At 67.7% G+C, this 26768-nt stretch carries 28 protein-coding genes and 1 tRNA gene; 18 read left to right on the forward strand and 11 right to left on the reverse strand.

Going from position 1 to position 26768, the window contains the following annotated elements; genetic code table 11:
• Positions 1-155: 155 nt before the first annotated feature.
• The 3 genes from ACIBQZ_RS21240 to ACIBQZ_RS21250 all read right to left on the reverse strand — a co-directional run bounded on the left by ACIBQZ_RS21240 (position 156) and on the right by ACIBQZ_RS21250 (position 2342).
• The gene (locus tag ACIBQZ_RS21240) at positions 156-863 is read right to left on the reverse strand and encodes a GGDEF domain-containing protein (protein ID WP_396090445.1); all 708 of its coding nucleotides are present in this window, start codon (positions 861-863) and stop codon (positions 156-158) included.
• Positions 864-967: 104 nt separating this feature from the next.
• The gene (locus ACIBQZ_RS21245; protein WP_396090446.1) at positions 968-1834 is read right to left on the reverse strand and encodes a hypothetical protein; all 867 of its coding nucleotides are present in this window, start codon (positions 1832-1834) and stop codon (positions 968-970) included.
• A gap of 154 nt (positions 1835-1988) precedes the next feature.
• Complete coding sequence (locus ACIBQZ_RS21250; RefSeq protein WP_396090447.1) at positions 1989-2342, reverse strand: histone-like nucleoid-structuring protein Lsr2; 354 nt, start codon at positions 2340-2342, stop codon at positions 1989-1991.
• 586 nt (positions 2343-2928) lie between these two features.
• Between ACIBQZ_RS21250 and ACIBQZ_RS21255 the strand changes: the two genes are divergently transcribed.
• Positions 2929-3759 (forward strand): IS5 family transposase, encoded by an 831-nt coding sequence (locus tag ACIBQZ_RS21255; RefSeq protein ID WP_396090523.1) that lies wholly within the window; start codon positions 2929-2931, stop codon positions 3757-3759.
• 9 nt (positions 3760-3768) lie between these two features.
• A complete protein-coding gene (locus ACIBQZ_RS21260) occupies positions 3769-4176 on the forward strand; it encodes a hypothetical protein (protein ID WP_396090448.1) in 408 nt (135 codons plus the stop codon).
• A gap of 6 nt (positions 4177-4182) precedes the next feature.
• On the opposite strand, the gene ACIBQZ_RS21265 is transcribed toward ACIBQZ_RS21260, so the two are convergent.
• Positions 4183-4575, reverse strand: coding sequence for a hypothetical protein (locus tag ACIBQZ_RS21265; RefSeq protein ID WP_396090449.1), 393 nt, complete (start codon positions 4573-4575; stop codon positions 4183-4185).
• Positions 4576-5102: 527 nt separating this feature from the next.
• Entirely contained in the window at positions 5103-5966 is an 864-nt protein-coding gene (locus ACIBQZ_RS21270) for a hypothetical protein (RefSeq protein ID WP_396090450.1), read from the reverse strand.
• 503 nt (positions 5967-6469) lie between these two features.
• Between ACIBQZ_RS21270 and ACIBQZ_RS21275 the strand changes: the two genes are divergently transcribed.
• The 4 genes from ACIBQZ_RS21275 to xerC all read left to right on the forward strand — a co-directional run bounded on the left by ACIBQZ_RS21275 (position 6470) and on the right by xerC (position 10307).
• The gene (locus ACIBQZ_RS21275) at positions 6470-7387 is read left to right on the forward strand and encodes a hypothetical protein (RefSeq protein WP_396090451.1); all 918 of its coding nucleotides are present in this window, start codon (positions 6470-6472) and stop codon (positions 7385-7387) included.
• A complete protein-coding gene (locus ACIBQZ_RS21280; RefSeq protein ID WP_396090452.1) occupies positions 7381-8346 on the forward strand; it encodes a TRM11 family SAM-dependent methyltransferase in 966 nt (321 codons plus the stop codon). The genes ACIBQZ_RS21275 and ACIBQZ_RS21280 overlap by 7 nt, the downstream gene beginning before the upstream one ends.
• Before the next feature lie 144 nt (positions 8347-8490).
• Positions 8491-8829, forward strand: a complete 339-nt coding sequence (locus tag ACIBQZ_RS21285; protein ID WP_396090453.1) for a helix-turn-helix domain-containing protein — start codon at positions 8491-8493, stop codon at positions 8827-8829.
• A gap of 299 nt (positions 8830-9128) precedes the next feature.
• Positions 9129-10307, forward strand: a complete 1179-nt coding sequence (gene xerC / locus ACIBQZ_RS21290) for a tyrosine recombinase XerC (RefSeq protein ID WP_396090454.1) — start codon at positions 9129-9131, stop codon at positions 10305-10307.
• A gap of 446 nt (positions 10308-10753) precedes the next feature.
• Here xerC and ACIBQZ_RS21295 read toward each other — a convergent pair whose 3' ends face one another.
• Positions 10754-11419 carry a hypothetical protein gene (locus tag ACIBQZ_RS21295; protein ID WP_396090455.1) on the reverse strand — a complete coding sequence of 222 codons (666 nt, stop codon included), beginning with the start codon at positions 11417-11419 and terminating at the stop codon, positions 10754-10756.
• 696 nt (positions 11420-12115) lie between these two features.
• On the opposite strand from ACIBQZ_RS21295, the gene ACIBQZ_RS21300 reads away from it, so the two are divergent.
• Genes ACIBQZ_RS21300 through ACIBQZ_RS21315 form a run of 4 tightly spaced genes read left to right on the forward strand, consistent with a single transcriptional unit; the run spans position 12116 to position 14372 of the window.
• Entirely contained in the window at positions 12116-12526 is a 411-nt protein-coding gene (locus ACIBQZ_RS21300) for a hypothetical protein (protein WP_396090456.1), read from the forward strand.
• A 5-nt stretch (positions 12527-12531) separates the two neighbouring features.
• Positions 12532-13254 carry a hypothetical protein gene (locus ACIBQZ_RS21305; RefSeq protein ID WP_396090457.1) on the forward strand — a complete coding sequence of 241 codons (723 nt, stop codon included), beginning with the start codon at positions 12532-12534 and terminating at the stop codon, positions 13252-13254.
• A complete protein-coding gene (locus tag ACIBQZ_RS21310) occupies positions 13251-13568 on the forward strand; it encodes a hypothetical protein (protein WP_396090458.1) in 318 nt (105 codons plus the stop codon). Before ACIBQZ_RS21305 ends, ACIBQZ_RS21310 begins: the two co-directional genes overlap by 4 nt.
• 12 nt (positions 13569-13580) lie before the next feature.
• On the forward strand, positions 13581-14372 hold the full coding sequence (locus tag ACIBQZ_RS21315) for a hypothetical protein (protein WP_396090459.1): 792 nt from the start codon (positions 13581-13583) through the stop codon (positions 14370-14372).
• A gap of 294 nt (positions 14373-14666) precedes the next feature.
• On the opposite strand, the gene ACIBQZ_RS21320 is transcribed toward ACIBQZ_RS21315, so the two are convergent.
• A tRNA-Lys gene (locus ACIBQZ_RS21320) sits at positions 14667-14738 on the reverse strand.
• A gap of 551 nt (positions 14739-15289) precedes the next feature.
• Between ACIBQZ_RS21320 and ACIBQZ_RS21325 the strand changes: the two genes are divergently transcribed.
• Both ACIBQZ_RS21325 and ACIBQZ_RS21330 read left to right on the forward strand, forming a co-directional pair.
• Complete coding sequence (locus ACIBQZ_RS21325; RefSeq protein WP_396090460.1) at positions 15290-16582, forward strand: hypothetical protein; 1293 nt, start codon at positions 15290-15292, stop codon at positions 16580-16582.
• 8 nt (positions 16583-16590) lie between these two features.
• Entirely contained in the window at positions 16591-16767 is a 177-nt protein-coding gene (locus ACIBQZ_RS21330; RefSeq protein WP_396090461.1) for a hypothetical protein, read from the forward strand.
• A 496-nt stretch (positions 16768-17263) separates the two neighbouring features.
• Here ACIBQZ_RS21330 and ACIBQZ_RS21335 read toward each other — a convergent pair whose 3' ends face one another.
• Positions 17264-18361, reverse strand: a complete 1098-nt coding sequence (locus ACIBQZ_RS21335; protein WP_396090462.1) for a HigA family addiction module antitoxin — start codon at positions 18359-18361, stop codon at positions 17264-17266.
• Positions 18358-18672, reverse strand: coding sequence for a hypothetical protein (locus ACIBQZ_RS21340; protein ID WP_396090463.1), 315 nt, complete (start codon positions 18670-18672; stop codon positions 18358-18360). The genes ACIBQZ_RS21335 and ACIBQZ_RS21340 overlap by 4 nt, the downstream gene beginning before the upstream one ends.
• Positions 18673-18817: 145 nt before the next feature.
• On the opposite strand from ACIBQZ_RS21340, the gene ACIBQZ_RS21345 reads away from it, so the two are divergent.
• From ACIBQZ_RS21345 to ACIBQZ_RS21365, 5 genes are all read left to right on the forward strand, one after another.
• Complete coding sequence (locus tag ACIBQZ_RS21345; protein WP_396090464.1) at positions 18818-19792, forward strand: CBASS cGAMP-activated phospholipase; 975 nt, start codon at positions 18818-18820, stop codon at positions 19790-19792.
• Positions 19793-19942: 150 nt separating this feature from the next.
• Positions 19943-20950 (forward strand): cyclic GMP-AMP synthase DncV-like nucleotidyltransferase, encoded by a 1008-nt coding sequence (locus ACIBQZ_RS21350; RefSeq protein ID WP_396090524.1) that lies wholly within the window; start codon positions 19943-19945, stop codon positions 20948-20950.
• On the forward strand, positions 20922-21401 hold the full coding sequence (locus ACIBQZ_RS21355; protein WP_396090465.1) for a hypothetical protein: 480 nt from the start codon (positions 20922-20924) through the stop codon (positions 21399-21401). The genes ACIBQZ_RS21350 and ACIBQZ_RS21355 overlap by 29 nt, the downstream gene beginning before the upstream one ends.
• A 364-nt stretch (positions 21402-21765) precedes the next feature.
• Positions 21766-22518, forward strand: a complete 753-nt coding sequence (locus ACIBQZ_RS21360) for a DUF2690 domain-containing protein (RefSeq protein WP_396090466.1) — start codon at positions 21766-21768, stop codon at positions 22516-22518.
• 21 nt (positions 22519-22539) lie between these two features.
• Positions 22540-23748 (forward strand): hypothetical protein, encoded by a 1209-nt coding sequence (locus ACIBQZ_RS21365; protein ID WP_396090467.1) that lies wholly within the window; start codon positions 22540-22542, stop codon positions 23746-23748.
• Positions 23749-24146: 398 nt separating this feature from the next.
• Here ACIBQZ_RS21365 and ACIBQZ_RS21370 read toward each other — a convergent pair whose 3' ends face one another.
• Positions 24147-24278 carry a hypothetical protein gene (locus ACIBQZ_RS21370; RefSeq protein WP_396090468.1) on the reverse strand — a complete coding sequence of 44 codons (132 nt, stop codon included), beginning with the start codon at positions 24276-24278 and terminating at the stop codon, positions 24147-24149.
• Between the two features lie 111 nt (positions 24279-24389).
• Here ACIBQZ_RS21370 and ACIBQZ_RS21375 point away from each other — a divergent pair, with 111 nt between their 5' ends.
• The gene (locus tag ACIBQZ_RS21375; RefSeq protein ID WP_396090469.1) at positions 24390-25265 is read left to right on the forward strand and encodes a hypothetical protein; all 876 of its coding nucleotides are present in this window, start codon (positions 24390-24392) and stop codon (positions 25263-25265) included.
• A gap of 582 nt (positions 25266-25847) precedes the next feature.
• Here ACIBQZ_RS21375 and ACIBQZ_RS21380 read toward each other — a convergent pair.
• Positions 25848-26537 (reverse strand): hypothetical protein, encoded by a 690-nt coding sequence (locus tag ACIBQZ_RS21380; protein ID WP_396090470.1) that lies wholly within the window; start codon positions 26535-26537, stop codon positions 25848-25850.
• Positions 26538-26768 lie beyond the last annotated feature (231 nt).

Here is a 26768-nt window from a genome sequence, read left to right on the forward strand (position 1 = left end):
TGGCGGGGTCTGGCCGGGCAGGCGACGTCGTCGCGGCGACCCGTGGGCGCCCGACGGTCGAGGAGGAGGGGTCACCGACCGCCGGCGCGCGCTGCGCCGCGACCGAACCCGTCGGCGGGCTCAGGAAGTGGGCGCGCCGGCCGCCGGTTGCTCCGTCATGTGGTGTCGGTGGCGTGGCTGTGGGGCTGGTGGCGGGCGTCGCGGCACCGCGTCCGCGGCGGCAGCTGCGGCGGCGTGGTGTCGGTGACGCCGGTACCGCTGCGTTTGGCCTCGTACATGGCCAGATCCGCGGCGTGCAGCAACTCCCGGGCGGTGCCGGCGTCGGTGGCGTGGGCGTAGCCGACGCTGGCGCGTATTGCGATGTCGTGGGTGCCGACGATCGGGATCGGTTGGCCGCTGATCGCCGTGGCGGCGGTGTGGGCGCAGGCGCGGGTCTGTTCGTGGTCGCCGGTGACCAGCAGGGCGAACTCGTCGCCGGACAGCCGTGCTACCAGCGCCACCGGCGCGCCCAGGTCGGTCAGGCGCAGCCCGACGGTGGTCAGGACGTCGTTGCCGTGCTCGTGGCTGTAGGTGTCGTTGACCTTTTTGAAGTTGTCCAGGTCGAGCAGGATGACCCCGGTCGGCTCGCCGGTGGCCAGCGCCCGGTCGCAGGCTGCCAGGAACGCCCGCCGGTTGGGGATGCCGGTGGTGTCGTCATGCAGGGCCAGGAACTCGGCGTGATCCGCGCGCCGGTTCGCCGCGGCGGTCTGCCGGCGGGCTTCCGTGAGCTGCTCGTACTGTCGGTGCAGCGCCACCGCGCCGCAGGCGAGTCCGGCCAACAGGCCGCCCAGCGCGGTCAGGAACGCGGTCAGGATGGAAGACACGAGGGTTGCTCCTTTCAACGCAAGGAGCACCGGGCCGGGCGTCTCGCGCCGACGAGTTGACGCCCGTCCCGGGCTACCTGGAACAAGAAATGCCGGTCGGGCGGTCAGTCGGTGGTTGGCGCCGCCTGGAAGGTGGCGGGCCTGTCCTGCACCGTGTCGGCCTGACCTTTGCCGGTCAGCTTGGTGAGCGCGTTGGCGAGGGCGCCCGCACTGGCGGCCGGATAGCCGGTGCCTTCGTCGGCTTTGTCGACCAGCTTGCGCAGGTCGTTGACCGTGAACGTCTCATCGCGGCGGTCGCGCAGGATGGCCAGCACGCTGGCCTCGAGCGCACCGGCCGGCCGCTTGCGCTTGGCGGGTTGCGGCGTCGCCGCCGCACCGCTGCCGTCCGACGCCGCGGACTCGTCGCCGTTGTCCGGCGCGGCGGCGTGGTCACTGCCGTCGTCGTGCGCCGGGTCGGCGGAATGCGGGTCGGCGGGCTGCGGGCCGGCGGCTGGGGCGTCGTCGAGCGGGTTCGGTACGGGCTGTGCTACGGCGATCTCGGGCAGGGCCGGCTCGTCGTCGCGACGGACGTCGGGGTGCGGCGGGTTCGTGTCGGGCTCGGTGGGCGGCACGTCGGATGGTGCCGGCTCTGCCGGCGGCGACGCCGTCGGGCGATGGGCGTCGTCCGCGGTCTGTGGCACGTCGGTGTCCGTGGGCGGGGCCGGATCGTCGCTCTGCACGCCGGTGGCGGCTCGCCCGGCCGGGGTCAGCCGCCACAAGGTCTGGTTGGTGGCGGCGTGGCGGTACTTCTGGGCGTGTCCGCTGGTCTCCCAGGCGCGCAGTTTCGGCGTGACGGTGGAGTAGGCGAGTCCGGCGTGCTGGGCGATGGCAGCGGCGGTGGCTTCGCCGAGGTCGGCGAGCCCGGCCAGGACGCGGAACGCGCTGTGCGCCGGTTCGGGCCCGGCCGGCGCCTCGTGAGTGTCAGTGGTCATGGTGGCGGTGTCCCTTCTGGTGTGGCGGCGGCCCGTCGGAGCGGGCCGCCGTGAGGGTTTGCCGGAGGTGGCGTGCACTGATGCACGCTTCGATGAGCGAGGTGAGGCAAGTCGTGCGCCCGGCGTGTGGGATCGGCGCCGGGCGCCCGGCCGGTCAGGGCTGCTGCAGGGTGGTGGCCTGCTGGTAGGCGTCGACGACCTGCTGCGGGAGGCGCCCGTTGGCCCGATACGGGGGGATGTCGTCGCGGTGCTGGTTGTCGGCCCACCAGCGGCGCATCCGCTTGACCGGCGACGTCGCGGTGGGGCGGGTGGCGCCGCGCACGGTCTGGTTCTTGGGCAGGCGGCGGCCGGCGGACATGAACGGGGCGAGCGCGGCGCGCAGCCGGGCAAGGTTGGCCGCCGACAGGTCGATCTCGAAGATGGTGTCCTCGAGTGCGAAGCGGTAGGTGCCGGCGGCGTCGTCGCCGTCGAGGTCGTCGATGACGGTCCTGGTGATGCGGGTAGCCACGATCGGGCTCCTCTCAAACAAGGGGGTGATGTGGTGCCGGACAGCACGAAGCCCTGCGAGCCGGGGCGGCGGCAGGGCGGCGGATCAGGCGGAAAGCGTTGATGGACGGTCAGGCGGGGCTCGCCGCGTATGCGGCGTGCAGGCGGCGCAGCGCAGCGCGATCAAGCCGGCGCGGCAAGGTGACAGGCCGGGTCTGCACGGCGGGCTTGGACGTCATGGCGGGTTCCTCCCTCGAGGGGTGGGGAGCCCGGGCACGGCCGTGCGGCCGTGCCCGGGGTGCGGCAGTGCGCGGGTGGCCGGGCGATCGGCCGGGGTCGTGCCAGTGATCAGATCATTGAAGTGAGGCCGTGGACGGACCTCGTGGGGAGGCCCACGTCACCGGCAGTGGTCGGGTGCAAGAGGGCAAGGGTGGCCGTCTCTGCCGGCCGGGCTTGTCAGAGGGCGGTTGGAGATCCTTCGGGTTGATCTATGCGTTGAGTCCGTTTGGAGATCGTTCTGTGGGTTCACGATGGATAGTGATCACTCAATGGCGTGAAAGGTGAATGCCGGTCACGCCTGGTCTGCTGGCTGCGGCGTTGGCCAGGTCATGGATGATCGCCAGCCGTACCCGAGCGACGTGACCGATGCGCAGTGGGCGTTGATCGGACCCTTTCTGGATGCCTGGAGGGCGAAGCGGGTCTCGGTCGCGGGCCGTCTGGGCGAGCAGGATCTTCGGGAGGTCGTGAACGCGATCTTGTATCAGAACCGGACCGGGTGTCAGTGGGCGTATCTCCCGCATGACCTGCCGCAGAAGCCGGTGACGTACTACTACTTCGGCCTGTGGCGTGACGACGGCACTGATCAGACGATCCATGACCTGCTGCGCTGCCAGACGCGGGAGAAGGCCGGCCGGGCCGAGGATCCCAGCGCGGTCGCGGTGGACACCCAGTCGATCCGCGCGGCGAACCACGTCCCGGCCGCCACGACCGGCAAAGACGCTGGCAAGAAGGTCCCCGGCCGCAAGCGCGGCCTGGCGGTGGACGCGCTCGGCCTGATCATCGCGGTGGTCGTGACCGCGGCATCGGTCACGGACAACGCGATCGGCATCGCACTGCTGGACAGAGTCGCCGAGCACGTCCCGACCGTCACCCACGCCTGGGTCGACGCCGGGTTCAAACAGGATTTCGCCCTGCATGGCGCGGTCTTGGGCATCGATATTGAGGCCGTCAGACGATCTGACGCCCGGCCTGGGTTCGTGCCGGTCAAGAAACGGTGGATCGTCGAGCAGGTCAACGGCACCCTGATGCTGCACCGTCGCCTGGTCCGCGAATACGAGAGCCGGACCGAATCGAGCGTGTCACGCACGTTGTGGGCGTCGATGGCGAACATGGTCCGCCGGCTGACAGGCAGCAGCACACCGACCTGGCGACACGGATAGAGGCAGCCGGTGCACCTCGAGACGATCCTCGCACTGATCACCGACCGGGAAGCCGATGCTGCTGCACGGGCCGGCCAGCTACGCACGCAGATCACCGCGCTCACCGAAGAACTCACCCGCGTCGATGGCGAACTGACCGACCTGACGACCACCCGCAGCACCCTGCGCGCCCTCGCCGCGACCGAGTTCACCGCCGACGACCCGACCGTGACCAGCTCCGCTTACCAGCAGATCCTCACCGTCCTGGCCACCGCACCGACCGGAATGCGGGCCAAGGACATCTGCCTCGCCCTCGACATCGAGCCGCTCCCGAAACACGTCGAAGGCGCCCGAGCCAAGCTCAAACGCATGGTCAGCCGACAGATCCTCACCGAGAACCAGCCCGGAATCTTCGCCCTCATCCAGAAAGGGACCTAATCTCCCTTACCGCCCTCTGAGGTAGCGGTCGAGCACACCGACGGTGGCGTCCTGGAGGGGCATGTCCCCGACGGCGGGCGGGATCAGGTAGCGCAGGTTGTCGGCGTAGTGGCCAACGGTCTGTTGCTTGACCCGGTTCTCGAGGAGTATTTCGTCGATCCAGGCGTCGGCGAGTTGTTCAACGGTCATGTCTGCAGTGACATCGCCGCTGACGTCGCGCGATGCTGCTCGTAGGTGGCCGAAGTGTTCATGCTCGCCGCGCAGCGCGTTGCACAGCGCTTTGTGAGCGCCACTGAGGAGGCGTCGCTGCTCGTCGATGAAACCGTGGGCGTGCCTGGCGAGGGTGATGCTGGCTTTGAGTAGGTGTATGTGAGCAGGGCTCAGATTCACGAGTGTCACTCGGGCAAGCTAAACACCCGTGAGCAGCGCAAATAGCCTCCTCGGCAGGTGACCACCGTTCAGGTGTAACCGGGAGGTGGGAACTGGAGTTATGCACTCGCTCGTTGGGAGCGTCGATGTAGGCTCTGCCGGACCGAGCGCTGTTCTTCTTCGGCATCATGGCCAGACCTCAGCTGCCCATCCCACGCCCGTGACAGCTATCGCCAGCGTGATCTCAACGCTGGCGACGCAAGTGATGGGATGTGCCCGCCAGTTCAGGTGGGCAGCGCCCGTCGGAGGGGTCCATGTTTTCTATCCTCCGACAACGGTGAGCACCGCCGTGCAACGGTTCCGGTTGGTGGTCTTGATCGCGTTCAATCGTCTGCCGCAGATCGCGTGCGGCATCCGAAAGGCTGTCCCCAGCAAGCATCGTGCGGTAACTGTCGCGATCGCTCACTGGCGGTGGCTGCGCGAAGTCATGCCATCGCCGCAATACACAGCGGGCCCGACGAAGGGTGTCGGGCCCGCGGAGGGTGACGCAGATGGGTTCAGGCGACGAGCTGCTGCGGCGGCTTCGCCGGTGCGGCGCCGCGGCCGGCGCGGATCCGGTGGCGTTGCTCGGCTCGCCGTTGCCATTGCTGACGTACCTGCGGTGAGATGGCCTCGGTGAGCATGCCGTCGCTGACGGCCTCGGCGATGCGGGCGTCGATACGTTCGATGCGGCGGCGCAGGGTGTCGACCTGCAGGCCGAGGCGGGCAGCGATCGGTTCGATCGCGCGGTGCCCGAGCCGTAGGTCGATGTAGGGCTGCTCGTCGTCCGGGTCGACGATGCCGAGTTCGACGGCGCGGCGCACCAGCAGGTCGGGATGTCCCCACGGGCGTTTCGGTGTCCGTGGTCCGGTGACGTGCTCGAGGATCTCCTCCGGTAGCGGGATGGCTTCGGCGCCGTCGCGCTGATGCAGCTCGTGGCCGGCGCGCCAGGCTGCCCGGCACAGCGACGCGTACGGCGCGGGCCGGGCCAGGTCGACCCGGTCACGCAGCGCGGTCAGGAAGCCGGTGAGGATCTCCGCGTCCAGGTCGTGGGCGTCGCCGCCCCAGCCGCGACGCAGCTGCCCGGCGTAGCGGCGCAGTGCCGGCAACGCCAGGGCGGTGGCGGCGATGACCCAGGCCGGGCCGCTGAGGCGGGCGCGACGGATCAGCTCGCGCCATACCGCGTCGCGGGCCTCGAAGGAACGCGGGTGCTGCAGCAGCCAGCTCCGCAACGCGGGTAGACGGACCCTGCCCTCGGGCAGGTCGGTGCCCGTACGTAACGAATCCAGGTCGAGCAGCAGCGGCTGTGGCCCGGTGGTCAGAGCGGCAAAGGCCGCGGCGACGGCGTCCAGCGGCGAGTCGGGCCAGTCGGTGGCGGTCATGCAACGAACTCCTTTATCGACGGTGGGCTTCGCCGCGCGGTCGTGGCCTCAAGAATCGAGCCCGCCGTGTAGGGCATCGCGCCGATTGGGCCACGAGTGGCTGACACCGCTCCGACAGTCCAGGTCAGCGCGGATGGCCGCGGCGACCCACCGGCGAAACGACGCGTCCGACAGGCCCGCACGTACCTGACCTTCTGGCACACCCATGTGGAGCTGGGGTTTCTGCTCGCGGCGCCGTGTCAGTCGTTGGGGGGCCAACGACCACCGGGAATCTGACAGCGGCCGCCGGGTCTGACAGCCAGAACGGTTCGCGACCTCACAGCGTCTGACGGACGGCTGACAGCCTCCACCGGTTTGTCCGGCGCACCTCGGGCCGTTCCTGCAGCCGGCGTGGTGTCAGAACCGTGTCAGACGGCCGTCAGGTCGGGCAGTGTTCGCCAGAGCCGACAGAACCCGGTTTGAGGGTGTCAGCGCATCACGGCGCGGCGCGGAGCCACCACTTCATGAGCGAGCACACGCCGCAGCACCACACCGACCCGTCCGCCTCCACCGACCCGGCCGCGATCGACGCGGCCCCGACCGACCTGGTCGCCGGTGACCCGCCGGTGCCGATCACTGTCTGGCGTACCGCCCGGACCGAGGCCGACGCCGGCCGTTCCATCGGCGCCCGGCTCGCGACCCGGCTGATCGCCGCGTACTGCCGCTCCGGCGAGGTCGTCGTCGACCTCACCGACGGCCACGCCCTCACCCAGGCCTGCACGGCCGGCGGGCGTCGGCACCACCCGGCCTGGTTCACCGACGCCGCCAGCCTGATCATCGGCCCGGCAAGCCCGGCACACTCCACCGACAGCACCATGCCCGTAGGGACCGATGACGGCGAGGACGAGGCCGAGGAGAACCCGCCCGAGTTGGGCGCCTGGTTCGGTGACGACCTCACCGACCCCGCTCTACAGCCGGCAGCACCGGACGCCGATCTTCCGGCCGACGGCTCCCTGCGCGGGGTGACCAGTCTGGTGGTCGCCCGCTGGCCGCTCGACCAGACCGGCGACGCCGCTAACCGGGTTCGGCTCGCGTGGCTGCTGACCGCCTGCCGGCAACTGCTGCGCCCGGGCGGCTGCCTCATCCTCGTCGTCGCCGTCCCGGCAGGCGCCCCGCCGGTCCCGGAGGACTTCACGCCGGTCGTGCAGGCCGCCGCTGGCGTCCGACTGGGCTACCTGCAGCACATCGTCGCGATCGCCGCCGACACCGACGGCGACGCGTTCATCTACCACGTCACCGACGAAGAGCTGCTCGCGCTGGCCGACACCACTGGCCAGTGGCAGGCCGCGCACCTGCGCGTGCACGCCGACCTGCTCGTCTTCAGCCAGACCGAGTTCCCCGCGCCGCGCTCGGGCTCGCGCGGCCGGCAGGGCGGGTGGTAGCCGTGGTTGAACACCGTTCCCCGCAGGAGCCGGCCAACCCGCCCGACGCTCCCGATGCCCAGCCGCCCTCGGGCGGGCGGCACCGCAGCGTCGGGCCGGACGGCCTGTCGGTTTGGGCGACTGCCCAGTCGACCGGGCCGGTACAGCGCAAGGGCCGCTACGTGGCCGAGTCGGTCAAGCACCCCGCGCGGATGCTGCCGGCGATCGCTGCGCACGCCATCGCCCACTACACCCAGCCCGGCGACCTGGTGCTCGACCCGATGTGCGGGATCGGCACCACCCTGGTCGAGGCCGTGCACGCCGGCCGCGACGCGCTCGGCATCGAGTACGAGTCCCGTTGGTCCGACATCGCCGACGCCAACATCAAGCACGCCCACACCCGGGGCGCGACCGGGCGGGCCGCGGTGATCCGCGGCGACTCCACGAGCATCCTGTCGCTGGTCCCCGCGGCCCTGACCGGACAGGTCGCCCTGGTCGTGACGTCACCGCCGTACGGGCCGACGGTGCACGGCCTGGTCGAGCCCGGCGACGGCGGCGTGCGCAAGTCCGACAACACCTACAACGACGGCACCGACAAGGGCAACCTCGCCTACCGCGACCTGACCGGCCTCACCGACGGGTTCGCGCAGATCCTTTCCGGCTGCGCGACGCTGCTGCGTCCCGGCGGGGTGGTCGTGGTGACCGCCCGGCCGTGGCGCAAACACGGCCAGCTCGTCGACCTGCCGTCCGCGGTCATCGGCGCCGGGCTGCGGGCCGGTCTCACCCCCGTGGACCGCTGCGTGGCCCTGCTCGCCGCGGTCCGCGACGACCAGCTGGTCGCCCGGCCCAGCTTCTTCCAACTCCAGGCGGTCCGTAAGGCCCGCCGGGCCGGCACGCCGATGCACCTGATCGCGCACGAGGACGTCCTCGTGTTCGCCATCGGACTACCCGAGATCAGCGGCGGCGAGGTGGTGGCATGACCGCTACCTCCGGCCGGTGCCTGTCGGACCGGACGAGATCAGTGAATCCACACCCGCTCCCCTTGTTCCGCCTCTGCACACCGCTGTTCTGAAGGGATCACCATGACCAGCCCACTTCACCCCCAACCCGCCGTGAGTCCGCCGGTGCAGACCGATGCCCCGTCCGGCGGCCCGGCATGGACGCCGGAGCGCATCCGCGCACTGGGCACCGTCACGACCGTGCCGGTCGCCGCGTCGATCTTCGGCCTGTCCCGGTCGGTGGCCTACGACCTCATCCGCACCGGGAAGTTCCCCGTACCGGTCCTGCGGTTCGGCACCCGCTACCGGATACCTGTACCAGCCGTCCTGGCCGCGCTGCATATGCCCGCAGAGCCACCCGCGCGGGGGGTCGCCGACGACTTGATCGACGGGGTGGATCCACGCGTTGATCGACGACACGAAATCCCTGGCAGCCCACGCCCCGCACCCGGCCCTGACAGGTAAGGAGTCGTCCACGCATGGCGCAAGGAACCCTGAGCAAACACTGCTCCTGCCGAGACGCCCACGGCACAAGACTCGGCGCGCGCTGTCCGCGGCTGCACCGGCCCGGCGGGGCATGGAGTGCCCACCACGGCCGATGGGCCTACCAGCTCGAGCTGCCCCACAAACCCGGCGGTGACCGCTGGCAGCTGCGCCGCCGGGGCTTCGACGACCGCGACGACGCCCTGGCCGAACTCGACCACGCCCGGTCTCTGCTCAACCTGCCCGGCACCGACGCCGGTCAGCGCTTCGAGATCGCCGTCGTGCTCAAGAAGGTCAAAGCCGGCCAGCCGCTGCCCTCACGCGATCAGGTCGCGCGACGCGTCCGTGCCGGCGTGTCCGCAACCGCCGGTATGACCATCGCGGACTACCTGCAGCAATGGCACCGCGGCCGCAAGATCGAAGCGACCACGCTGCGCGGCTACGAAAGCCACATCCGCGTGCACCTGATACCGCACCTCGGGCACATACCGATCGATCAGCTCCACGTCTCACACCTGCAGGCGATGTTCGAGGCCATCACCGACCGCAGCACCGAGATCGAGATCGCCCGCAGCAGCGACGACCCCACAATCCGAGCCCACGTGAAAAGCGCCCGGACGACGTCCGCAGCGACGATGCACCGCATCCGGGCCACCCTGCGCAAAGCCCTCAACGACGCCATCCGCACCCACCGGCTGATCGAGTTCAACCCCGCCGCGCACGTCGAACTACCCTCCGGCAAACGCCCCAAGGCCCGGGTCTGGACCGCCGCCGCGGTCGCGGCCTGGAAGGCCACCGGGCGGCGGCCCAGCGCCGTCATGGTGTGGACCCCGGCCCAGGCCGGAGCGTTCCTCGACTATGCCGAGGACCACGACATCGCCCTGTATCCGATGTTCGCGCTCATCCTGCACCGCGGGCTACGCCGCGGTGAAGCCGTCGGACTCCGCGACGCCGACGTCGACCTCGACACCGGCATCGCGGTCATCACCCAACAGATCACCACCGACGGATACCGGCCGATCACCAAGAAGGTCAAAAGCGACGCCGGCGACCGCAACATCACCCTCGACACCGCCACCATCAACCTGCTGCGCAGCCACTATGCCCGACGGGCCCGCTGGCAACTGGTCAACGGCGCCACATGGCCGCACACCGGCCTGGTGTTCGTCCAACCCGACGGCACCGCCTGGCACCCCGACACCGTCAGCAACCGCTTCGAACAACTCATCACCGGATCCGGCCTGCCACCCATCCGCCTGCACGACCTGCGGCACTGCGCCGCGACCTACCTCAAAGCCTCCGGCGCCGACATGAAAGACATCCAGGAAACCCTCGGCCACTCCTCCATATCCATCACCTCCGACACCTACACCTCGGTCATCCTCGAACTCCAGACCGAACGCGCCAAAGCCGACGCCGCAGTAGCCCTGGTCCCCCGCGCACAGCGACGCGCCGGCTGAGGACAAGAACCAGGCGGGCCCCGAACAGCGGACGGACGCACGAGGCGCGCCGCGGCCGAGATAGGCCGATGCAGCACGCGGGTCGGGTGCCGACGGCATTCTGAGGGCTCCAGGCCGCCAGCTGACCCCGGACGGTGGCCTGTCAGCCTCGTCCGAGGCGGTCACAGGTGTTTGCCGGCTTCCACGTGAGGCCACCGACCCGCTCGGCGATGCCGGCTCGCACCAGATATGACATGTGCTCGTAGCGCGCGTCCGTCCCGGTCGGGGCCCATCCCGTCACGTCCAGGGCGGCTCGCTCCTGGATGCCAAGGGTCAGCAGAGCGGCGGGGTGCCGGACATCGTGCAAGCGGCCGTGCACACGTTGATCGCGGTCGGGTCAACGGCCAACAACCGGGGCACGGCGAAGGGCCGGGTCCAACCGGCGGGACCGCCACGACATCCGCGGACTAGTTCCAGGCGTACGACACGTAGTTGAACCCGGCCGTGTATTCGCCGGCCCCGTCCGGGATCGCGATGAATGTCTTGACCTGGATGGTGATGGCGGCCGGGTCACCAATGCACGAGCCGCCATAGGAGTGCTCGACCTGCCACGCGAAGTCCCTGACGGGCCACATCGCGGTCCCGTCCCCGTCGGCGAATTCGCCGAGGTACGCCGGGGAGGCGATGTTGTCGGTGGGAGTGCAGGCCCCGGTCGCGGGGAACGGGGTGTCGTACAGGCAGCGGACCTTGTAGTCACCGGCAGGCGACCCGGGTGGCAGGCGCAGGATGCAGTGGCCGTTGCGTTCCTCCTTGGCGGATTGGCCGCGCGGCCCTTGCGATCCGTCAGCGCCGGTCGCTCCTTGCGGTCCGGTCGGGCCTTGCTCCCCCGGCGCTCCGGGGTTGCCTTGCGCCCCGCGTGGCCCGGGTTTCCCGGACTGGTTCCAGCTGAGGCTTTTCTCGGCGCTTTTGCAGCTCGCGGTCTTGGCGGTGTCGATGATCCGCACGTTGCCGCTCGACTTGTCGTAGCAGGCTCTGATCACGCCACCTGCGTCCGGCACGCTCGCCGATGCGACACCGGCGCCGGTCAGTACGACTGCCACGACGACGGCCCCGGCCTTGAAGATCGTTCGCATGCCGCTCCCTTGGTAGGGGGAGGACGTTGCCACGGCATCACTCGGAATGGCCGCAGAAACACACAAGACGACGCAGAACTGGCTATTAAGGCAATAAACGGTGGTGGCCGTTACGTCACAGGCTCCCGTGGTCCGCGTCCGGGCACAGGTCTGTCGACAACGCCAGAAAGCCGGGCCTCGCCCACTCCTCCTGATCGAGACTCACCAAGCAGGCCATTCACCGGCACCAGGCGCTTCTCCACGCTCCCTTTCGGCAGCGACGCCCGAGCTACCGGGAAGGTCACTCCTTGTTCACGTTCGCGTGCTTGGCGTCATTGCAGCCGCGCCGGAACGCTAAGGGCCGGCGGGCGAGCGAATCCCGTGCAACCCAGCGTCCGCACCCGGCTCAGCTTCCGTCTCATTCGCAACCGGCCGTGCCTGTCCGACGGAGTCCGGGCAGCCACCCAAGGGGGCCAGTCATCGGTGCTGAAGGACAGGTCCGTACACATTGCCGCAGACCTGGAAAGCGTCAGCGGTGCCTCATGACCGCATGCCGCGACGAGATTCTGCACGAGCTTGCGGACCGCTCGCGCCGTACGCAGGGCTGCGCCAGCGATGTCGCCATCGAGCGCCGTAGATCTGAAACGCGACACGCACGTTGCGCGGCCGGCTCGACTGGGACACCCTGGTGACCTTCAGTAGCCGGAGGGTATTGATGTGGTGAAGCTGGCGTCGGGCAGGTCACGGACCAGTGGGTTCGCGCTGCTCCTGCTGTGGGTTATCACGGTGGTCGAGCTGGTCGTGGTGGCTTTCGCGAGTGCGGGCTTCGATGAGGTCGCCGATGCCTCGCCGTTCGGATGGCCGGGTACGGCAGTCGTGACAGCTGTGATTGCCGTCGTGGCGTCCGGTGGAGCTGTTGTCGCGTGGCGGGGTGCGGGCGCTGCGGTTCGCAACGTTGCTGCGGTGGTGGTGTTCATCGCGGTGGGGATCGTCGGGCTGATGGCGCTCTCCTTGATGGTCGCCGGTGGTACGGCAGCCGGTTTCGCGATTCTGCTGGTGCTCACTGCGGTCACGATCGGGATGATCGGGCGCGCGGTTCTTCAGTCGCGACGCGGTTCGGAGCGCTGAGCACGGTGCAGGACCAGAACCAGCACCGGAGTCAGCTCCAGCGACGTACAGCGGAACTGGCGCAGCTCGCACGCGATCTTGCAGGGGCGATACCGGCACACGTCGAAGGCCGCGACGCGACAGGCTGGGTGCTCGTCGTTCTCGGCCGTGACGGGCTTCCCACGCAGATCCGCGTCCGGCAGGGATGGCGGCAGCGGCTGGCACCCCAGCGGCTGGCGAGTGCGGTTCTCGACGCGAACTCCGACGCGGTGCGGCGTTGCATGCGGACCTGGACCACCGCAATGGACGATGGCGGCTGGTGGCGGCGCCGGACGGACCTTGAGGTCAACCCCGACGACGAAGAACCTTTCGCGAGCCGGCCCTTGCCGCAGCTGCCGGCCGGTCAGGTTCGCGACAGCAGTGAACTTGCCGAAAAAATCCTGGGGCGACTCCACGACGCCCAGACCCCACCGGTGAAACCGCCCGCGGCGGTCGAGGGCCGAGACGACGGTCGACACGTCGCGGTTCAGCTCTCGTCGGTCGGCCTCACCGCCTGCACCATCGATGCGGACTGGGCCCGGGAGCAGGACGGCGTCGCCCTCAACACGGCCCTGGCTACGGCACTGCAGCAAGCGATCGCGAAACGTCCGGCGTCGATGATCGGCACCGGGCCCGACGACCTCATCGGTGATGCCCTCGCGACGCTCACCTCCCTGACACGCTCCCCTCTTCAAGGCGGCACCAGATGACGCAACCCCCGGGCAGAGAACAGGTCACCGTCGCGACCAACGCCCTGCGCCGCGAAGCAGACAAGTGGGACGAACAGGGCAGCAAGCTCGGCGAGCAGGGCACCAAGGCCGCCGACATGGAGTTCGGCCGCCTGGAAGCAGGGCTCTTCCAGCTCATGGTCGGCCCGTACAACGACGTGATCGACACGGTCTCGGCACGCTGCCAGGAAGGTGCGGCAGCCATGACCGAGATCGCCGGCACGCTGCGCAGCGTCGCCGACACCTACGACGCCGAGGACAAGGCGTCCGAGCATCGCATCCGCAACATCTACTAACGGGGACGATCGATGTTCAGCCAGGCTCAGTACGAGGCCGTCATCCGCGAGATCGAGGCAGGCCTCAAGACCTTCGAGGGTCAACTCGCCCAGGTCATCCCGACCGCCAACAGCGCCACGTCCCACTGGTACGTCCCACCACCCGTGGCGCAGGCATTCAAGTGGATCGCCGAGGAGACCGTCAAGGTCGGCGAAGCCATCCTTGACTGGTTCCTCGACCTCCTGAAAGGCGCCGTCGCGCCCATCTTCATGTTCGTTGACGCGTGGCGCTGGCTAGACATCAAGGGCAAGCTGAACGGGATTTCCACCGACCTCACAACACAGAACCTCGTCGTTGACGAGTCGGACTGGTCCGGCAGAGCCCGCGACAGCTACCTCGCCGCGGCGGCCGCACAGTCCGCAGCCGCCGGCCGGGTCGGCTCAATCGCCGGCACCACCTCAGGCAACCTACTGATCTGCGCCGGTGCAGGGCTGGCGTTCTACATCGTTCTCGCCGGCGTTCTCGCCAAGCTGATCGCGGCCCTGGCGGTATCGATCGCGGGAATGGGCTCGGGAATCTTCACCGCCCCCGGCATCGCACTGTTCCTGGAGGAAGCCGGCGTCAACACCGCCATCATCGTGGCGGCCGTATCCACCCTCGCCGCCTTCCTTGCCGCCCAGGCCAACGCCATGATCGCGCTCCACGGAGACGCCGTGGACCCGACGAGCTTCCCCAACGGCGTCTGGCCCAACAGCAACACCGGCCAGTACAACGACGCAACGGTGAAGGACGGCGACGCCGACTGGTCACTCAAGCGCCCGTAGGCATTCGGGACGGTCGCTCACCCTCGGCATAGTCCCAGTGGTGGTCTGCACCCCCAAGGACGCCTACAGATCGCTCACGAAAAGACGTAGAAAGCCGACACTCTCCACCATGCTCAAGCCAACCAACCAGGGCCCTGTCACTGGTCGACACCGGCCACGAGCCGGCGGAAGGCATCTGAGCTGCAGTGATGCAGACCGTCGTGGTTGCTCGCTGACTGCTCCCCTGCCCACCCAAACCAGGGCAAAGACGGCGCAATGCTTCGGTTACTCAGTGACATAACCCCAGGTCAAAGGTGGGCCGCCCGGGATTCGAACCCGGAACCTAAGGATTAAAAGTCCTCAGCTCTGCCATTGAGCTAGCAGCCCGCGACGATCAGGGTACCTGCACAGAGACGATGACTAGAGCCCCGTCCCTGGCGCGTCGATGTTTACGCTGGTCGGAGGGCTGCGAACCTCGTGAGCACGCTGCTGGCCAAGTCGTTCCTTCGAGCATCCCTCAAACCTCTACTGCGTGACGAGGGCCCCATTGCCGAAGTTGCGAGCAACCACGGAGCAACGAGATTGGCCAGCAACCGGTGCCGGCGTGGCGCCCGTATGTCAAGAAGTAGGCCGGCCGCACGCCGGCCCCGACCGCGGCTTGGGCCGGATCGCAGCCTGACTCACCGACCTGTCGGCCGCCGCTGACTGACCCTTGACATCGGCGTGCTCGCGTTCCTGTCACCGTGTGCTCGGCGGCGGCCCGCGGCCGACGTTCGCCACTCACGATGAGTAATCGGTGAACCTAAGATCGCGCCCGGATCGCGGCCAAATCAGTGGGTCCTGGGCAGCTTACGTGACCGACGAGGAGGATAAGTAGAGCGCAGTCGCAAGTTGGCGGGTGTCTGGCGCAGCTCCAACTCCGATGCTAGATCTGGAAGATGGCTCCCCTTGAGTTCGCGTGGCTACTTCTTTCGTTCCCGGCTTCAGCTCTGGCCGTTTTCTCGGGCCTGATCATCCCTATTTCTACAACCTACTGGATCACCGAGCTTCTCGACCGTTTGCCGCCGCCCTACCACGCCAACGCTCGAACGCTCCATCATTCGATTCTGCGATGGTGGTCAGTAACTCGGGCCATCTGGCGGATCTCACGGCGTCATTCGCTAAAGAGATTTATACTTCACCCACTCGTATTCGTCTGCGCCGTCGCGACCGCCGCAATAGGGGGCATCGGCGCGGCGCTCGGTGCTGTAATTCCGTACGTGCTGGTCAGACAGCTACTCGACCGGCCAGCATCTGTCAGCTACCTCGTAATCATCGCTGGAGGTGGCGTCGGCGTCGGCATGCTCTTCGAATGTGTTAGATACGCCTTGTGGCCGCGACGGTTACTGATGGGCGCTCTGCCTAGGCTAGAGATTTGGGGAAGCGATGTCTCCTATCGGCAGCGCTTGGGCGCAGCCCGCGAGGTGTACAGCTACTTGCACATGCGCATCGCGGTCAATCTTGCTGTCGTCATCGGTCCGATCTCATTTTATACCGGTGTATGGGCAGGAGGAGATCGTGCCAGTGACCCAGGCGGGTTTTCGCTCGGAGATGCACTGGTGATTGCCGACTTCCTTTTAATATTCGTTTTGAGATACTCCCTGCTCCGATACATAGACTTCTTGATGATCAAGCCGAAGGCGGTGGCGCACCTCAGTGGATACTCGCCGTTCAGCCTACGGAGTCAGGACAATTCGTATGCGGGTATCCGGGACGATCATCTACCTGACCGGAAGGCGCTGGATAGAAATGCCGAATTACTTTCGCGCCTAGCCCGTCGTGTCGACGCATCGTCACCATTCCATCCCGTTGCCTCTATCCTGCTGGCGACGTCGTTGGCCTTGAGATCGTGGCTATCAAACGTAGATTCAATGTCGGTAACGATGTCGTCAGCAATTGAAGGGGTGCAGCGCAAGGCAATAGCAGTCATCGTGGGTCCACGTCGGACGTCCTACTACCGGTCCGCAGCGCTCGCTGTCGAAGCGATTGATGCCAACGGTAAGCCGCAGTCCGGCCTACGCGATAACCCCTCTGGTCGAATGGACCGAGGCGCCGTTCTGCGACTAGCGGAGCACCTGGAGACGTATGCGAAGATTGCAACCGCGATATGGGCAATCTTTTCGATGGCAGTAGTGACTTACTTGATCTTGTCGGGTCGTTTGGACATTACCAAATGGCAGCTCCAGAAATGATTCGGTCCGTGGGTCGGCCGCTCGCCTCGCAGTTACGCTGGGTAGCGCGCCGATCGCGGCAGATGATCGCGGCCGAAGTCTCCGAAGCGGTCATCCGCTGGGCGGCGATCAACGGCATGCTGCGCCGGATCACCCGCGGACACCCCGCCCGCCGTCAACGCCACCGCACCTTCATCTGGCCCTGATCAACATCTCAAATACCCACTCAGATGGGGCAGAAGCACCGTCAGATCAAGATCCACGAACCTGAGAGCTACACAATGGACAGTAAGGTTCGGTAGCGAGGCGACCTCGTCTCCCCAAGAGTGGGCCAGACCCGGTGCTTGGACGCTCCGTCGCATCGGCGGCCCTGGTTCGGCGCCGCACTTGTGGGCATGGCCAGTCCAGATCACAGATCGGTGGCCTGTTCGACGGTCAGCAGATGCATGTAGGCGATGGGCCTGTGCCGCCGTATAGGGTGCCGGCAACGGGTTCACCGATAGCCAGCCATGCGATCGGCTTGCCGCTGTACGTGCGTCCCAGGCAGGGCGCGGCCCTCGCGACGCGGCTTCGATCCGTCAGCTTCCGCCATTCTGGAACCTTTTCACCAACGGTCGGACCAGATCGACCGACGATAGCGTCCATGCCGAGTCCTTCGGCGATCTGTTCAATGGAGTGGTCGACGGCCATGGTGCCCGGCCCTCACTCGCCGGTGAAGGCGAGTCGGGTGCGGAGGCGGTTGAAGTGACTGTACGGGATGGTTCCGTCGTGCTGGAGTCGGCCGACGACGATTCCTGGGTGGACGCCGGCTTCTCGGGCAAGGGCGACGGCTTGGGCCTGTGACCGGACTTTCGCTAGCTGGCTATCGAAGGCCCGTGGGAGCAGGACGCGGCCGGCGAAGTCGTCTGCCTCCTGCTCCATGACGTTGTCGGAGTCGGCGCGGTCGATGCCGTCGACGATGGTGAACCGTCTGCGGTCGTGCAGCAGGACGTGCGCCGCCTCATGAAAGAAGGTGAACCAGAAGATGTCGGCCCACCGGTTGCGCACGCTCAGTTGAATGAGGGGTCGCTCGCTAGGAAGCCAGCGGACGGCACCGTTGATGCGCGCGCCGACGATCTCCGGTTCGATGACAAGCGCGACGCCGGCAGCGGCGCAAAGCGCCTCGAGTTCCGGGTGCCATTGCTTCGGGTCGTTTACCGTAGTGAGGTCTCGAATGTGAGGTATCGCGTCTTTGAAGGCGATTCGGTCGAACGGCGGCAGGTCGGCCTCTTCGGAACGGATCTCGCCGATACGCAGCCAAGCCGCCAAAGCGCCATAGTCGACGTCGAACACCTGTGATTGCCGGTAGGCGGTCGGGGTGGCCCATACCTGATCCCACGCGTCCGGCGAGGCGACCTTGAAGAATGCGAGTGCGTCACGCAGCCGTTCGACGGGCGGGACGTCTTTGCGGATGAAGCCTCGGCGGACGAGTTCGGCGATCGGCAGTTGTTGCAGCCAGTCGACCTGCGCCGCCAGGCGGACGGACTCGCCCTGACGTGTCTGTGCGACCTGGTACGTCGACTCCAAGGTCGTCCATACTTGCGCTGGCACGCCGGTCACATGCTCGAATCGCAGGGCCGTCTCGGCGCTTAACGTCGCCGTGCCGAGGACAACTTGGTTGATGTGTTTCGTGGACAAGCCGGTCCGGCGGGCCAGGTCGGCTTGGCTCATGCCGCGGTCGGTGAGGACTTCCACCAGTGTCTCGCCGGGCGGGATCGCGTAGTCGGGGCGGAACCGCCGGGGGCTGTTTGTGCCTGTCATCGGCGTTTCCTTTCCGCTGGTTGGTCGCTGACGGAGAGCACACGGACGGCGTGAGTCCCGTTCGCCGCGCCGTCGTCGAGCTCGAACTTGATGATCGCCACGTCGCTCGCGTTGATCATCCAGGTGCCGTCGGTGGCGTCGCGACGCAGGTCGCCGGGCAGGGTCTGCAGTGCCGTCATGGTTGGAGCCGCCTCGATCTGAAGGAGCCTGCGGCCGACCGCCATGCCGCCCCTCAATCCCCAACGAGCGGTCAGGCTCGTGGTACGGCTGCACAACTCGGCGGTGTCGTCGTCGCCGAACCAGATGTCCATTGCCCCGGATCCTAGCGTTCCATGCACGCGACAGACCTACGAAACCGTTCCGTATACCTATCTGGTTTATGGAACGCCTGGGGGGTCAAGTATGGTGAGTGGGCAAGGTCGACATCGGTGCCGGCCTGACGTGGAGGACGTAGACGTGGCGAGTGGTGAGCCCGAACCGGTGGCCGGGCGGCGGTTCCAGATCCTGTCGTTGGACGGCGGAGGGCTGCGAGGGATGTTCTCCGCGGCGGTGCTCGCCGGGCTTGAGGAGGACCTCGACGTCCGGATCGCCGATCACTTCGACCTGATCGCGGGGACATCGACCGGTGGGATCATCGCGCTGGGTCTCGGGCTCGGTCTGACGCCTCGGGACATCCTGCGTTTCTACACCGACCACGGTCCGCGGATCTTCCGCGACCGCAGCCGGTTGCGCAGCATGCGGCAGGTGCTGCGCGCCAAGTATGCGGCGGAGCCGCTGCGGGCCGCGCTGACCGAGGTGCTCGGTCAGCGCATGTTCGGCCAGAGCACCAAGCGGCTCCTGATCACCTCGTACAACATCGGCGCGGACGACGTCTACCTGTTCCGGACGCCGCATCTGGAGACGCTGAAGCGGGACTGGCGCGAACGAGCGGTCGACGTCGCGATGGCCACCGCCGCCGCACCGACCTATCTGCCCGGGATGCCGCTCGGCGGTGCGCGGCTGATCGACGGCGGCATCTGGGCGAACAATCCGGCGATGGTCGCGCTGACCGAGGCCGTCGGTCCGCTCGGCGTGCCGCTCGACCAGATCCGGATCTTCAGCCTCGGCACCACGACCGACCGGCGTCATCGCAGCCGCCGCCTCGACCGCGGCGGCCTGCTTCCGTGGGCGCGTGACGCGGTCGAGGTCCTCATGCGTGCCCAGAGCGAGAGCGCCAACAAACAGGTCCGCCATTTTCTGGGTAAGGACCGGGTTCTGCGGCTCAACCCCACCGTGCCGACCGGCGCGCTCGCCCTGGACAAGGTCGACGCGGACGCCCTGATCGGTCTGGCCGGGCACGAGAGTCGGGCCGCCGCACCTAGCTTCACCCGCTGCTTCGCCGACCACACCGCGCCGGCGTACGTCCCGCACTACCCGGCCCGGAAGGACTGACCCGTGGACACCATGGAAGAAATGCTTTCGATGCTGCTCGACGGTGCCGTCGAGACCCTCGACGTCTCCCCGCACCTGCACCAGCTCGCCGTCGACAAGTACTAGGAGGTCGGCTCCTGGCTCGCCGAGAACGGCAGCCCCGGCTGGCGCATCTACCCGCAGGGCTCTTTCCGGCTCGGCACCGTCATCCGGCCCAACACCCCCACCGGGGAGTACGACATCGACCTCGTGTGCCGGTTGCCGATCACCAAGGAGAGCACCACCCAGGCCGAGCTGAAGGAGCGGGTCGGCCGCATGTTGCGCGCCTTCATGCGCTGGAAGCAGCAGCAAGGTCACGACGACGGGCCGGCCAGCTGCAAGGCCACCCGGCGCTGCTGGACCCTCGGCTACCCCGACGACGGCTTCCACCTCGACGTGCTGCCCACCATCCCCGACCTGGAGAAGCCACCGACCGGCATCCTGCTCACCGACAAGCAACTGCACGAGTGGCAGCACAGCAACCCGATCGGCTACGCGACCTGGTTCCAGACCCGCTCGCAGCTCGACCGCCACTTGGTCGAAGCCAAACGGCACCCGAACGTCGCGGATGTGCCGGACTGGGACACCCGCAGCACCTTGCAACGGCTGGTGCAGATCCTCAAGTGGCACTGCATGCTGTACTTCGTCGACGACCCGGACAACCGGCCCCCCTCGATCCTCGTCACCACGTTGGCCGCCCGCGCCTACACCGGGCAACGCGACCTGTACATCGGTGCCCGCGAGGTTCTCAGCCGGATGGGTGACTTCGTCGAGAACCGCGACGGCAAACTGTGGGTGCCCAACCCCGCACACGAGGAGGAGAACTTCGCCGACAAGTGGAACGAGTATCCCGAGCGACGTGCCGCCTTCGTCCACTGGCACAACGATCTCAGCGCCCTCCTAGACGACCTCGCCCGGCTGCAGGGAAAAGGGCTCAAGGTGCTCGCCACACGGCTGTCGGAAAGCTTCACCCCCGAGGCGATCGAGCGCTCCGTCCAGGTCTACGGCGAGCGCCGCCGCCGCCAGACCGTGACCGGCGCACATCGCATGGGCGTCGGCGGCCTGCTCACGACCACGGGAACCGGGCCCCGCGTCCGCCCGCACACCTTCTATGGCCAGCATCCCCACCCGCGCGGTTAACCTCACCCGGCAGCTCGTCGCGATCACCGCATTGCTGCCGGACGCCGAGGGTGCCGTCCGCCACGGCGAACTGGACTGCGTCATCCGGCTCCGGCCGTCACCGGCCAGCCAGATCTATACCGTCCGCCTGACCTACCGGCACGGCCGGCGCCCTCGGGTTACCGTCACCGACCCACCACTCGAATTGCACCCGGGCGCGGACGCACTACCGCACGTCTACCCAGGCGACGAACTGTGCCTGTACTACCCCGGCGAGTGGCACCACCACATGCTGCTGGCCTCCACCATCGTGCCCTGGACGAGCGAATGGCTGATCCACTACGAGCTGTGGCTGATCACCGGCTATTGGGCCGGCGGTGGCCATACCCACGCTGCGACGGGCACCGCCGTGCGCCTGCCCGCACCGACTGCAACAGCGGCGCCCCCGCCAGATACGGGCGCAGGTAGGTGACATCCCAGGAGCCGCGCAACACCACGTCGTGTTCGACGAGGTAGACCGGGGCGATACCGGCGGCTCCGGTGCGTAGCCACACTGCGCCCGGGCCGGGTTGGACGCTCAGCCAGTCGCGGGCCACGTGTCGTCGTGCGGTACCTGGTCAACGCCGGGGCGCCGTTCGCGTACCACCATCGCCGGGCTTTCACCGTCGAATTGATCTTGCGACGTCTTCGGTCCTGGCCAGGGCATAAAGGCCAGGCCAGTTCACGGTTCCACGAAAGGGTGATATTGGTTGTGCAGCTCGGCACACATTGACGCACACTTGTCTCCCCTTGGGGTGGCCGGTGCGCCGTTCCTCTTGATCTTTTAGGGAGGCTCGATGCCGCGGCACGCCTTCAACCCGTTCGCGCCGCGCGTCGAAATTTATGAAGTCGCCTCGGGGTTTGTTGCGGCGGCGGCGATCGGTATCGCCGCTGAGTTCACCGGCGATCTGACCGTTCCCGGATGGTTGCTGGTCACGCTGTTCTGCGCCGGCGTGGCCCTGTGGACCGGGGCGGTGATGTGGCTGTTCGCGGCCCATCGGCGGACGGCGGCAGTGACGGCCAACGTGCCTATCCGGTCCGGCTCCTTCTCCGTGGACGCGCCGCTGTGGAGCTACCTCGGTCTGACCGCCACGACGGCCCTGGCCGCGGCGACCGTCGTCGCGTTCGTACTGGCGGTGAGATCGGATCCCTCCTTCACCTCGCCCTATGACGGTCAGGACCCGGCGTTGGCCAAATGCGTGGACGCGGCGGTCCGGACGCCCGTCGGTGCGGACGGTCCAGCGCTGCGTGATCTGGGCGGACAGAAGGTCGGCCACGTGGAACTGCGGGCATCCCCTGGCTGCGGCACGATGTGGGCGAAGGTCTACCTGGATCAAGGCGTGGCACCCAGCCTGGCGGGGCGGCAGGTGGTGCTCGTCATGTACCGGCCCGCCGACGATGCGCAAGTCAGGTACGTGCTGCCACTGCAGGGCGGAACGGAAGGCTTCTCCAACATGATCTCGGTCGGCGACACCTGCGTCCGCGCCGAGGTCTATTTCGCCGAGGGGCCCCAGCACGGCCCCGTGGCGCGAACGGCCTGCAAAAGCTGATCAGCATCGACCGAAGCGGAGATGAGCAACGTGCGCAAAGTGATTCTCGGCGCGGTCGTGGCGACCGGGCTGGTGGCGGCTGGTGTCATGTTCCACGGCCGATCGTTCGCCGATCCACAGACCGGGACAACAACCCCGGCGGCGGTTGCCGTCAACGAACGCTGGTTACTCGACGCGGACGGCAAACAGGCGAAGACCGGCGTCAGCTATCTCAAGTCCACCGGCTCCACCGACACCGTCAAACTGCGAGATCGGCCGGCCGGCACGGCAGCGGGCCAGACCACTGGTTTCGGCATCATCGACATCGTCGACCAAGGCGCCAAGGTCCTGATGAAATGCTGGACGCAGGGCGGCCCCGGCGACGGACCCTCACGGCGCTGGTTCTGGCTGGCCGAGGCGCCTACCGGTAGCCCGCATCCAGGCAAGACCGGGTACGTCTGGGCGGACCTCGTCTGGGATCAGATCGAGGTTCCCGCGTGCACTGACGCGATGACCGAGCCGGTGGACCCGCTCGCCGACGCCAAGGTCACCTTGTCCCGCGGCGCCGTGACCACGGGGGCGTACTTCTATGCCGTCGCCCTGGCGGGCTTTCCGCCCGGCTGGCAGGCGACCGTACAGTGCCTGGACGCGACCGACTCCTCTGACGTGTTTCACGAGTTTACGTTGACGGTGGACTCGGCGGGCACTGCGGCCCGAGCGGACGGCTGCAAATCGGGCGATCCCGGCGGTCACTGGGTGTTCGTCGACGGCGTCGAGTCCAACAAGGTCAACTGGTCGATGACTCTGCCCCAACCGACCTCGACCAGGCGTGCCCCCAGCAGCAGCACGCCACCTGGCGACACGCCGCAGACCTCTACTACACCGCCGCCGCCACCACCGCCGGCCCACGCCATCGTGGTCGACAATCGGGTGACCAACGGCGCAACGGACATGCGCGAAGACGACGTGCCCGCGTACCTGTCCACCGCGACACGACCGGTCTGCCGGCTGAACAACTGCAAGGTCGAAGGCACCGAGATGCCCAGCGGCAGCACCGTGACCGCAACCTGCCAGACCCAGGGCGACCGCATGACCAACGGCCAGGACAACTCCACCATCGACGACGCCAACCCGGGCCTGCACACCTCTTCCCTCTGGTACGGCGTACGCCATGGCGCACGCAACGTCTTCATCTCCGAAATCTTCATCCGCCGCCCGGATCGAGGGGGCCTCAACCTCCCGGCCTGCTGATCTTCGCGGTGTCGATCTTTATCCCGGCAGCGACGGTGGGTTGTACCGGCAGTAGCGCAACCGCCTGCCCCGCGGCGAAGTTCCGCGACGATGTGGCCGGCAGCGGATGCTTGCATGGATGGCCAACGCCGGGTGGGGAACGGTAGCCCCGCGCAGCGCCTCAGCCTGTGTTGGCGATCCTCGGTCCCCCACCGGGTGAATTGGCCCACGAACCGGAAGGTCCCTGGATCGTTCCAGCTGGTTCAACGGGGCTCATGGTGCTGCCGCGAACACCCTGGGTGCAGTAGATACGCCGAATGCCGCCGCAGCCGACCATCGCCTCGGAGGTGACGGTCGGCCGGGGTTGACGGCTGGGTCGGTGGTCGCTGGATCTACCGCCAACCTGGGCGGCGACGCGGTTACAGAAGCAGGTGCCAGCTGATCACCGCGATCAGCATCAGGACCGTCAGGCGGGCGGTCCGGGCGTTACTGCCCAGGGCGTAGCGGATGATCTTACCTGTTTCAGGGACGGATACCAAACTGTTGATCATGATGATCCTCCTGTGGTGGGTCGAGAACTTGCTGCTCTCTCCGCTGAGGATGGTTGAGAGGCGGCGCCGGTCGCTAACTGCTCTGCCGCGAATTCGATGTAATCTCTAAGTGTGGAGGCGCAGGACCAGTGCACCATCGACGAGTTGCTCTCGGGTGCTTCTCTCCGGGGCCACGACGTGGGGGCGCGCCTGGTGACCGACTGGATAAGTCGCGGGCTGCTCGACCATCCTGAGAAGCGACCTCTGGGCCACGGCCGGGGTTCCTTGCCGGCCCTTTACACACCGCAGCAGCGAGACCTCTTTCTTGCCTTGCTCGACAAGAGGCGCGACGGCGCGACGCACATCAAGTCCCTGGCCAGGATCCCGATCTGGCTCTGGCTCTACCATGGCGACAATTGGGTGCCGACTCGGCAGATTTCCCGCACCTTGAAGTCCTGGCTCGGTGACTACTCGGTGAGCCGCCAGACGGCCACCCGCGACGCCACCGCGATGATGAGGCAGTTCGACCATCCGGATGCCACGCCGGCTGCCAGGCGCAGGCTTCACCTGGCTCTGACCGAAGTAGCCAGGAATCGGCGGATCGTCGACCGGGCTGGCCTGCAGCGGGCCGTGCGCGATGTCTTCGAGCCCGCCACCGTCTTCGGCGCGGTCCGCAGAGGCGCTGGACCATCGACGATGCCAGTGAATGCCGATGTCGTCGTTCCGTACATCGAGGCTCGCCTGGCCAGCGCCCGCGCGATCAGTAATGCTCGCGTTGACGTGGAGTTCCTGAATCGCGCTCGCGACGAGTTCAGGCTGAGCCGGGCCGAGTACATCAGGATGCTTCCGCATCTGAGTGCGCAGGCCGGTGATCAGCACGCCTCGATGTTCTACGCCGACACCCCCGAGAGCCAGCTGCAGGACTGCGCGAACAACTTTCACACGCTCCTTGGGTTCATGCTGCTCGCCGCGAAGCGAGAGGCACGCGTGGCGTCCACAACGTGCTGATTGTTTCGAGGGCGGGAGGCGGTCATCCGTGGCCGTAGCCGTTAAAGCCGGATGGACCGCAGGATCTCGCGTTGAGCCCGTCGGTGACGATGGCCGCCGTCCCGCCGCGCCAGCAGATCCTCCAGGGCCTCCGCTTGGTCGCGGTTCGCAGGTCGGCCGAAGGCTCGGATCCTGTGAGCTGCGCCGAGGGGGCAGGTTGGCGCCCCGGGTTCAGGTCGCGAGACGCGGACCCAAGGGCAGTCGGACTCCAGGGTTGACCTGCGCGAACGTGATCGAGGTGCAGGGCGACCTCGATGGCCGGATACCTCCCAAACCTGCTCCCCGCGGGGCGGATAGCCATAGCCATTGACCTGCCGATATAGGGATATTGGATCGCTCTCAACAGCTAGATCAACGCACCGCCACCCGGCTCACGTCACAGTTGCTTGCGCGGAGGGTGAACGAGCTCCGGTGGCACCGCCGACGGTCAAGATCCACAAGTGGTGCCGGTTCTCACGATCATCTCGGCACGCGGCGCCGGTGAAGCGGCGCCGACGGTCGCGAACATCCCGGCGCTCAGTCGGCGAACGAGGCCACAGCCGATTACGCGTTATCCACGTGGTGCCTTTTCGTCGCAGGGAGGGGCGGTCGCAGCGGGGTGCGGGTCAGGGCGTGGGACTGCGGCGCTGGTGGGTGGCCCAGTGACGGGCCACAGTCGCTGTAGCCGAGACGGTTGAGCCAGGTCCGGTCGTGCTGGTGGTGGGCTTCGAGGTAGAGGGTGTGGCCGTCGCGGTCGGCACGTTGGTGCTGGTGGTGCAGCAGCAGGTCGGCGATCATGCGGGCGCTGGGGCTGGTCTGGGTGCCCATACAGGCCAGGTGCGTGTGGGTGTGGTCGTCGGGTACGGCCAGGGCGAGGTCGATCATGTCGAGGCGGTTGATGCTGTGGTGCACGTCGTCGAACAGCCCGCCGGTCCGGTGTGATTCAGCCGGTCTGAGCCGTGGGACCGGCACGGTGGGTGTGTGGGCGCGCCGGTGGGCGTGGTGGGTGATCCAGCAGGCGACACCGATGACCTGATCGTGGTGGTGGACCAGGTCGACGCGGCCGCGGCGTCTGCTGATTCTGATGACGGCCATGAACGACGCCGCGGTGTAGCCGGTACGCGGGAGGGTGATGCTGCCCAGCAGCCGGCCGGTCGGATGGGTGTGGTGGGCCGCGGTCAGTAGTGCTGCCGCGTCGGGCACGCCGTCGATGTCGTCGACGGTCAGGGAGCAGACGGCAGGTGGCATGGTCATCAGAGTGGTCGATCCTTCCTGGACATCGGCGGGGTCATCGTGGGCGCCCGTATTGGCAGGTGGGCAGGGATGACGGCGCAGGTGCGTCTGGGCTGAGGAGCGGCGTCAGCCAGGTCGTGGACGTCCTTGCCGAGCTCGCAGCGAGATGAGCCGGCTATCGCTGCGCGTGTCGGTTTGACGCCGTCACCCCGTCCCGGGAGGGAGCCGTCCGCGATGACCGGGAGGCGCCCG

Origin of the sequence: Actinoplanes sp. NPDC049599 (genome assembly GCF_044465625.1) — a bacterium.
In the GTDB taxonomy this organism is placed as follows: Bacteria; Actinomycetota; Actinomycetes; order Mycobacteriales; family Micromonosporaceae; genus Actinoplanes.